This is a genomic window from Pseudomonadales bacterium, from assembly GCA_013215025.1.
Lineage (GTDB): Bacteria > Pseudomonadota > Gammaproteobacteria > Pseudomonadales > DT-91 > DT-91.
In genome coordinates this window covers 1-8,572 of record JABSRR010000101.1, presented here as the reverse complement: position 1 = coordinate 8,572, position 8,572 = coordinate 1, and the positions used below count along the sequence as shown (strand labels likewise).

Below are 8,572 nucleotides of genomic sequence, written 5' to 3'. Positions count from 1 at the left end.
CAATAAGCAGTAAGTAGTAAGCAGTAAATAAAAAGTAATCAGCAACAGATAAGCCTCACAGTGCTAGTCTGTTTGACGGGCTAACTGTCTGTCTGATTAATCATATGGCATTTGGTATATAGTATTTAGCAACATCTATCCGATACATGATGTTAAGATACATTTAACGCGGATGCGTAAAGCTGCTGTAAAGCAAACAGATAAACAGTGTGTATTCAGCTGAATAATTTTGCAGCTAAGCCAATTAAGCCATGCATCACCCCAACCCATTGGAAATAAACCATGAGTTTTTTAGCCATATTGATCAGCCTAGCGATGTTATACAAGCTGGGTTCTATTTCACGCTTTCAACCAGACCAGTGGTTTTATCAATGGCTAGAGCTTTATCACGTTAATGAGCCGCTGACACTTTTACACGCATTGATTGCAGTGCTGTTACCAAGTTTTCTCTTAGCGCTTATCTATAGTCTGTTTGCTGGCTGGTTTTGGGGCTTAGCTGAGCTAGTCATATCGCTAGCGGTTATTTTATTTAGTCTTGGGCGCGGCGACTTTAAAGCCGTGCTAAGGCAATATGCCGATGCCTGTCAGCAGCAAACGGTCAAAGCTGATGACGCCAAGCAGAGTTTGATCGCCCTGTCGGATATTACATTAAGCGACGTCTCCTTAGCTGCGCCAGCGTCAACAAGCGCTGTAATGTCGACCAAACAACAATTCGCTAGCCTGCATTTACAGATTCGAGAGCAGCAGTTTTACTGCAGTCTTCAGCGCATCTTTGCGGTGATTTTTTGGTTTGCCGTATTGGGCCCGATTGCCGTATTTGCTTATCGGCTATTGGTTTTATATCTTCGCTATTATCAACAAATGGCTGACCAAGCTGATCAGCCATTAAGCAAGTCTGCAGCTTATCAGCTACTGCATCTGTTTGAGTGGCCAGTCGCACGCTTACAGGGGCTTTGTTATGCCGTGGTTGGTGAATTAAAGCAAACGTTTAGCCTATGGCTTTCGGTATGCTTGAATCCTTTTCTCTCTTCCTCTCGCATAACTGCATTGTTAGGTGCGTCAGCACTGAATTTGCAGGCGCAGTGGAACAGCGACCGCTATCTTGATGGCCGCTCTGAAGATGAGTTATATAAGAAAGCCGCAGATGAGGTGCGCCAAATGCTGGCTTTGTATGATCGTGCCTTGATGGTTGCGGTGATTCTGCTAGCTCTGTATGTGATTCTCTGATGGCCGTGTTTCACTGAGGGTAATCTGACTCTCATCCAAGATTGTATTGAGATCGAGAAAGTAAGACAGCAACTTTACAATAGCAGCGCCTGCCATGCTTATGCTGCAGGGCAGGTCTGTGACCATAGAAAGCTGCTTATAAAAACCTTGCCCTGGAACCCTCGCCATTCACCTCTTCTGAGACAACTTGAATAAAGCGCAGTTGTGCTTTATTCATTAGGCCCAGAAGCGTTTTTTAGCTAAGACGCGCCTTTTAGCTAAGACGCGCCTTAAGGTCAGCTGATTTAACCGCCCAGTTAATTAAGGCAGTTAACGCCCTTTGCGTATCAGCGCTATTGATGTCTCATCGCTGTAGAGGTTGTAGCGCGTCGGCGCGTCAGTATAAATTACTAACGCACCACAATATAAAACACCGCATTTTGTCGAATAATTCTTACCAACAGCTGAGAGGTGTTTGCTACTTGGCTTAAATCGGCCAGCGAGCTGATAGATTGATGATTTACCTCGATGATTAAATCACCAACCCGTAAGCCAGATTCACTGGCGGGGCTTGAAGGCGCTATCTGGCTAACTTGTAACCCCTTATCTGTTTGGCTAAAACTCGCACCCTGTAATTTTTCAGGTAAGCTTTGCTTGGCGGTTTGCTCGGGTTCGTAGCTTTTAATTTTAACCCGCTTGCTTTTTTCTTTGCCGTTGCGCAAAAAGCTAACCTCAACCTTAGAGTTGAGCTTGGCAAGACCGATAATATTGCGTAACTCTTGCGGGGTTTTCACAGTTTTGCCATCTATCGCAATAATGATGTCTTCAGCTGCAAGACCTGCGTCTGCGGCCGGGCTGTCTTCTTCAACCTTGGTGATTAATACGCCCTGCTGATCTTTATCGGTATTAAATGCCTCTGCCAGTGCAGGTGTGAGGGCCTGTATATAAATGCCTAAGCGGCCTCGTTTGACTTCACCGTGCTGTAAAATTTGTTCGATACTGTGTTTGGCCATATTGCTTGGTATCGCAAAACCAATACCAACGTTGCCACCAGAAGGCGCAAGAATTGCCGTATTAATACCAATTAACTCGCCGCGCAGGTTGATTAGCGCGCCGCCTGAGTTGCCGGGGTTAATCGAGGCGTCGGTTTGGATAAAGTTTTCATAACCCTCAATGCCAAGGCCCGATCTTTCAAGGGCACTGACTATACCAGTTGTAACGGTATGATTAAGGCCAAAGGGGTTGCCGATCGCGATGGCAAAATCGCCCACTTCAAGCAAGGATGAGTCTGCGAGCGGCAGCGCTTGCAAATCTTTAGCCTTGATGCGCAACACAGCAATATCGACATCGGGGTCAGAGCCAACCAATTCGGCTTCAATTTGTCGCCCATCGCTTAGGCCAATTTGAATTTCATCGGCATTTTTAATCACGTGATAGTTAGTAATGACCGTGCCTTGCTTCGCATCAATAATAACCCCAGAGCCGGCGCTAGAGGCTTGGCGCTGTTGCGAGTAATTTTTGGGCACGTTAAAAAAACGTCGAAAAAACGGGTCATTGAGCAAGGGGTTATTCACGGTTTGGGTGCTAGTCACGGAAATATTGACTACCGCGGCTTGTGTCTGCTTAACCAGCGGGGCTAAGGAGGGTAGGCGATTGCCCTGACTGTCGGCACTGGGCAAAAAAGCGTGGCTTGGCATGGCTGTCAAGCTTAAAGCGAGGCATAAAATAATGCTTGTTAGCGATAGCGACTTAGCTTGCAATGGAGAAAAAGGTTTAAAAGGCGTTTGAGGTAGTAACCTAGATAGCGCTGTCATGCTGGCTCCTTAACAACAGATAGACAATTTTATAGTGCTAAATATGTTTTTTGAAAACACATTATTCATGGCATTAATATTGGATAACTGGCAGAACAAAAAGTTTCATAAGTTTTGAACATTTTTACGTAAACTGCTGTATTTTTGATTTCAGCTAGGCCTTACTGATTATGCCATCATGTCTTTTGCTGCAATCTTAACTGATTTTAAGCTCTCTGCCTGATTACGAGTGATAGGCTCATGGCTTATTGTCGTATAGTCAGAGTATTTACAGGCCTTTGATTTTATTGATGAATATGCCGCTACATCTTTGCAGTGGCTAATTATTCGCAGTGGCTCAGTAGCTTTGCTTGTTACATTCTCCATCGCTTGTGCGGTATTTATCTGCGCCGCAAGTTTGGATATTGTGCTGACAGCAGTGCATGCAAGTGCTATTGGGGGTAGCTCTAGCTAGGCTGTAGCTTAGCTTTAGTTCGGCTATTGCTTGGCTGTTGCTTGGTTTTCACCTCGCCGCTCACTGCTTTACAGCAATGTAACTGAAGCGAGACAAGCTCACTGTAAAATCTGACTGTAAAAATCATGCATTTTTTGCTAAAATCTGCGCCCGATTTTGACGAAAATGTATATTTGGCATGAAAACTGTGCAAAACGCTTTCATGCTGTTGATATAAATTTGTATAGGAATACCCGCAATGGCAGAAGTTCAAGTTAAGCGTTATCCCATGCCAATCCCTTTTGGTTGGTACGGTGTTGCATATTCAGACGATCTCAAGGTTGGAGAGTCACGCCCGATTAAATACTTTGGTAAAGAAATGGTGCTGTTTCGCACTGAATCTGGCGAAGCGGTTGTGTTGGATGCCTACTGTCCACATATGGGTGCACACCTCGGTTATGGTATTAATGCTGAAGCTGGCCAAGGCGGTCGTATTGAAGGCGAAAGTATCGTTTGTCCATTCCATGCCTGGAAGTTTGATAACCGCGGTTTTTGTACCGACGTACCCTACGCGAAGAACGTACCGCCAAAAGTAAAAGATAAGCAGTGCATTAAGTCGTATCACGTCACCGAGATGAATCAGATCATCTGGGTGTGGTACCACCCTGATGAGGAGCAGGCGCCACTTTGGCAGGTTGAATATAACGAAGAAGCGAATGATCCGAATTGGTCTGAGTTTGAAAAGTATGAGTGGACGATAAAAACGCATCCACAGGAAATGGGTGAAAATGCCGCAGACCCTGCACATTTCCGTTATGTGCACGGCGTTGCTACCTTCCCTCAGTGGGAGTCAACCCAAGACGGGCATAAAACCCACGGTATTCAGCGTGCTGATATGCAAACGCCTAAAGGTACTATCAAGGGTGAGATTCACACCAATAATGCAGGCCCAGGTCAAACCTGGACCCGTTTTAAAGGTATTGCTGAAACCTACTTAAACGGNCTTATTACGCCTGTTGATGATGAGACCGTTCACGTACGTTTTGCCTTTTCACAGCCATTAAAAGACGGTAAAAAACCTGAGGGTGGCGTTGAGGCTGCGATCATTGGCGATATTCGCAAACAGCTGCGTGAAGACACGCCGGTTTGGGAAAATAAATTGTATCGTCCGCTACCGATTTTATGTGATGGTGATGGCCCGATTCATAAATTCCGTAAATGGTACGCGCAGTTCTACCATGACTTTGAAGGTAAGCTATAAGCTTTGTATGAATGTAGAAGCAGGCTGACTTTGCCTAAGCATCTTAATTAATACCCGCAGCTGCGGGTATTTTTTTGCCTGTCGATAGCGGTGTGAGTATTACGACTTATCTTGGCGAATGATTTGGTGGTATTGTTGGCGATAGTTTTTAATCGTTGGTTCATAGCTGTCTGCTGCAATGTCGCGACGCTCAAACACCAAACGCGACAATTCAATACTGGCCTGCAAATTTTCAGAGACAACCTCATCGGCACCGAGTGCCAGTAGGTTTTGGCACTGAATCGCATTATGGCCGCGAACAATGACATAGGCTGCCGGTACTTTGGCTTTTAATAAGGCAACCAGCTCTTCTGCCGCGTTGAAATCATTAATGGTAATAATGACCGTGCTTTCTTCGGTAATCTCTAAGCTAGAAAAGATTTCGGCTTTACGCACATCACCGTAAAACACCGGATGTCCCGCATCCGACGCCTGTTTTACGATATCTACGTCAGCATCTACCGCGATATATTGCAAGCCATGCTGCTGCAGCATGCTGCCAATGCGCTCGCCGACGCGGCCAAACCCCGCCAAGATGATATTGTCATGCTCACCTTGCGGCGCCTCAGTCACTAATAATTGCTGCTTGCCGGAAAAATGCAGTGCGATGCGCGCCAGCAGCGGGGTAAGCACAAGGCTGCAGAAGACAATCAGCACCAAAGATTGATAGAGACTGTCGTTAAATAAGGCGTATTTAGCGGCGGTGGCAAAAATCACTAATGCAAACTCACCAGATTGGGCCAATAAAAAAGCGCTGGCAAAGGCTTGATACTGACTTAGCTTAAACGCTCTTGCTAAAGGATAAATAACCCCGAATTTAATCAATAATAGGCAAGTCAAACCGCAGGCAATGAGCACAGGTTCATCAGCAAAGGTGCTGAAATCTAGCGTTAAACCCATAGCAATAAAAAATAAGCCCAGCAGGATACCGCGAAATGGCTGAATTTCTGCAGTAATTTGGTGCCGGTATTGGCAGTCGGCAACGAGCAAGCCGGCTAAAAATGCGCCCATTTCCATGGATAGCCCAATAGACTGGGTTAAGGCTGCCATAGAGATCACCAATAACAGTGTGGTTGCGGTAAATATTTCAGAGTTGCCACTGGCGGCAATATGGTTGAGCGCGGTTTGCAAAAACAATCGACTGCAAAATATGACGGCGATTAAAATCGCCAGCCCTTCAGCAATGGCCCACAGCATATTAATACCGGGTTTGACATCTGGCGTGGCGATAAAGCTAAGCATGGCTAAAATCGGCACCACNGCCAGATCTTGCATTAGCAATATAGAAAACGAGGCCTGCCCATAGGGTTGGCTCAGTGCACGCTTAGCAATTAACATCGGCATAACAAATGCGGTAGATGAGAGCGCAAGCGTAGGGCCTAGCACAAGAGCAGTATTCACGTTTATATTCTGACCCAGCATGGGTAGACCAAAATAACACAGCAGTCCTAGGGCAAGACCACAGATCAAAATTTGCAGACTGCCAAGGCCAAATACCCAGTGTCGCATGCCCCATAGCTGGTGAGGGTTGAGTTCCATGCCAATCATAAACAATAAAAATACGATGCCGAATTCAGACAGATGATGAATGGTTTCACTGGCTTGAATTAAATTCAGCGCGGAGGGCCCAAGCAGTAGGCCGACCAGTAAGAAGCCGGGTATGGCACCCAGTTTAATGCGTTCGGCCAGCGGTACGATGATCACGCCGGCGGCTAAAATAATAATAATATCGGATAAGCTGTTCATAATTTAGGCTAGCACCGCAGCGCTAATTCACTTGTACATCATAGTTAATAGGCGCAAAATACGCGCCGATCAAACCGTCGATAATCGCATTGATGGTGACCGTTTGGCAACTTTTTGACAATCTAAAGGGTAGGCAATTATGCGCGCAGCGCCAAATTCACAGCTAACTGACGATTATCTGCTGCGCTTTAGCGGTATTGCCAGGCTATATGGTCGTCCAGCCTTAGAGGCCTTGGCCGCAGCACATTTTGTGGTTGTCGGCTTAGGTGGCGTGGGTAGCTGGACTGCCGAGGCATTAGCACGCAGTGGCGTTGCCACCATCAGCCTGATCGACATGGATGAGCTGTGTATCAGCAATATTAATCGACAGCTTCCTGCCTTGACCTCGACGGTTGCTGAATTAAAAAGCGAAAGCTTGGCCGCCCGGCTGCGTGATATAAACCCCGAAATCACCGTACATTGCATCGATGCATTTTTAGCGAAAGACAATATTCGCGAATTGATTGTGCCTGAACAAGATATGGTGATTGACTGTATCGATGCCGCATCGGTGAAATCAGCGCTGATCGCCTATTGCTCAGCGCGTAAAATCGGTCTAGTGACAGTTGGCAGCGCCGGTGGAAAAGCCGATCCTCGCTGTGTTACCAGTAATGACCTTAATCGCACCAGTGCCGATCCGATGTTGGCAAAAGTCAGGCAGCAGCTGTATCGCTGGTATAATTTTTCACGTGACCCCGGACGTAAATTTCGCATTGAAGCGGTGTATTCGACGGAGCAGGCGGTTTTTCCTAAACCCGATGGCAGCGTGTGTCAGCAAAAGTCGGCGCTTGAGGGTGAGGTGAAGCTGGATTGCAGTGCAGGTTTTGGTAGTGCAACTATGTTAACCGGCACTATGGGCTTTGTTGCTGCTGAACGCGCGATCCAGCGTTTCTTGATGCGCCAGCAACAGATTCAGCAGCAGACTCAGTAACAGGTCTAAAACCAAAGTCAGAAAAAATGAGGCGCTGAGTCAACAGCTTGAGGCTGACTAACAACGACTTAAAGTCGCGCCTGAACGGATTTTATAGCTTGTTTGATGCCATTGCTGCGAGAAGGGCTAAGGTGAGCTTCTAAGCCCAGTTGTTGAAAAAATTCATCAAGCTGAAATGTTTTGATTAGCGCTGCAGGCTGGCCTTGCCATTGCTGTAAAATCAGCGCAAATACCCCCTTGAGAATGCGACTCTCACTGTCGATAGAAAACCAAAAGCGGTCTTGATTTGCATAGGTGTCTAGCCACAGTTTAGCGCTGCAGCCAGGCAGTAAATAAGCAGCTTGGCGCAGCTGCGGCTTTTCTTCAACTTGTTTAGCTAGCGATAAGATAGCGGCATAACGCTGTTGCCAATGATTCGCCTGCCGCACAGCGCTGCTGTCGAGTTGCGAGAGTTCGGTGAATTGCGGCTGCATTAGCAGGGCTCTAGTTGAAATAAACGAAAGAAATTTTGCCATAGCTGGCTGGCGAGCTTGTCTTGATCAACCGATAATAGCGATGCCGCAGTGTTGGCAATCTGGCTGATGGCAAGTGGCGTGTTAGCCTGGCCCTGTTTGCCAAAGACTGGCATCGCCGGTGCGTCAGTTTCTAGCAGTAGCCGGTCGAGTGGCAGTTTTTTTAAGGTAGCACGGGTTTTTTGCGCACGAGGGTAAGTAATAGTGCCGCCAATGCCGAGGTAAAAGCCGGCATCAAGCCAGGCTTTCGCTTGCTCATAGCTGCCGCTAAACGCATGTACCACACCAATATTGTCAGAATCGAGTTGTAGTCGTTTCACCTGATGCAGAATTTCAGCCTGACTCTTGATGTTGTGAATGATCATTGCTTTACCGCTTTGCTTAGCTACTTCACAGTGTATTTCAAACACCGCCTGCTGCTGCTGATAGTGATTGTCGTGAGCATGTTTCTTGGCAAACACTTTATCTAAGCCGCACTCGCCAATGGCAATGGCATTGTCTTTAGTGGTCAAAAATTGCTGCTGCAGCTGATCCAAACAGTCAGATATCAGCCTGTCATTAGCATTGTCAACATTGCTGTCAATATTACTA

Annotated in this window: 7 protein-coding genes; 3 read left to right on the top strand and 4 right to left on the bottom strand. The window is 46.6% G+C overall.

Translation table 11 applies throughout. From position 1 onward, the window contains the following. Window positions 1-282: 282 nt before the first annotated feature. Window positions 283-1,227: a regulatory signaling modulator protein AmpE gene (gene ampE, locus HRU21_08305; GenBank protein ID NRA42290.1), complete on the top strand. Its 945-nt coding sequence runs from the start codon at window positions 283-285 to the stop codon at window positions 1,225-1,227. Between the two features lie 389 nt (window positions 1,228-1,616). On the opposite strand, the gene HRU21_08300 is transcribed toward ampE, so the two are convergent. After that, on the bottom strand, window positions 1,617-3,020 hold the full coding sequence (locus HRU21_08300; protein NRA42289.1) for a Do family serine endopeptidase: 1,404 nt from the start codon (window positions 3,018-3,020) through the stop codon (window positions 1,617-1,619). A gap of 692 nt (window positions 3,021-3,712) precedes the next feature. On the opposite strand from HRU21_08300, the gene HRU21_08295 reads away from it, so the two are divergent. Next, a complete protein-coding gene (locus HRU21_08295) occupies window positions 3,713-4,714 on the top strand; it encodes a Rieske (2Fe-2S) protein (GenBank protein NRA42288.1) in 1,002 nt (333 codons plus the stop codon). Window positions 4,715-4,813: 99 nt separating this feature from the next. Here the strand turns inward: HRU21_08295 and HRU21_08290 are convergent, their stop codons facing one another. After that, the gene (locus HRU21_08290; GenBank protein NRA42287.1) at window positions 4,814-6,499 is read right to left on the bottom strand and encodes a cation:proton antiporter; all 1,686 of its coding nucleotides are present in this window, start codon (window positions 6,497-6,499) and stop codon (window positions 4,814-4,816) included. 139 nt (window positions 6,500-6,638) lie between these two features. On the opposite strand from HRU21_08290, the gene tcdA reads away from it, so the two are divergent. Continuing rightward, a complete protein-coding gene (gene tcdA / locus HRU21_08285; protein ID NRA42286.1) occupies window positions 6,639-7,469 on the top strand; it encodes a tRNA cyclic N6-threonylcarbamoyladenosine(37) synthase TcdA in 831 nt (276 codons plus the stop codon). Window positions 7,470-7,537: 68 nt separating this feature from the next. Here the strand turns inward: tcdA and HRU21_08280 are convergent, their stop codons facing one another. Together HRU21_08280 and HRU21_08275 are read right to left on the bottom strand one after the other, a co-directional pair. Continuing rightward, window positions 7,538-7,942 carry a SufE family protein gene (locus HRU21_08280; protein ID NRA42285.1) on the bottom strand — a complete coding sequence of 135 codons (405 nt, stop codon included), beginning with the start codon at window positions 7,940-7,942 and terminating at the stop codon, window positions 7,538-7,540. Next, on the bottom strand, window positions 7,942-8,572 hold a 631-nt coding region (locus HRU21_08275), incomplete at its 5' end, for a TatD family hydrolase (protein ID NRA42284.1). The genes HRU21_08280 and HRU21_08275, both read right to left, overlap by 1 nt.